Source organism: Pantoea sp. SIMBA_079 (assembly GCF_046940275.1).
Taxonomy (GTDB): Bacteria; Pseudomonadota; Gammaproteobacteria; order Enterobacterales; family Enterobacteriaceae; genus Pantoea; species Pantoea borealis.
Genome location: NZ_JAWRYR010000461.1, coordinates 1 through 263 on the forward strand (window position 1 = coordinate 1; position 263 = coordinate 263).

At 66.9% G+C, this 263-nt stretch carries 1 protein-coding gene; it reads right to left on the reverse strand.

The genetic code is table 11. The features are described 5' to 3' along the window. Positions 1-64: 64 nt before the first annotated feature. Positions 65-263 (reverse strand): FliO/MopB family protein (locus SB719_RS20810; RefSeq protein ID WP_412159838.1); only part of this gene is annotated, 199 nt, incomplete at its 5' end.

Here is a 263-nt window from a genome sequence, read left to right on the forward strand (position 1 = left end):
GCCAGGGCCAGCGGCGCAGCCAGCAGCAGCGCCAGAGTCAACAACGTACGCAGCGCGCCGCTCATCACTTGTTGTCCTTAGGGTCCTTGCCCATCAGCTCCATCAGCCGCTGGGCAAACTCCGGCGTCGCCTGACGGACGCTTGCCGGCACTTCCACGGGTTCGGCCAGTACGTGCAGGGCCTCGATACTGCCGGGGGTATGGCCGATCAGGATCTGCTCCTTGCCCACCTGCACCAGCAGCAGGCGGTCACGCGGGCCGATG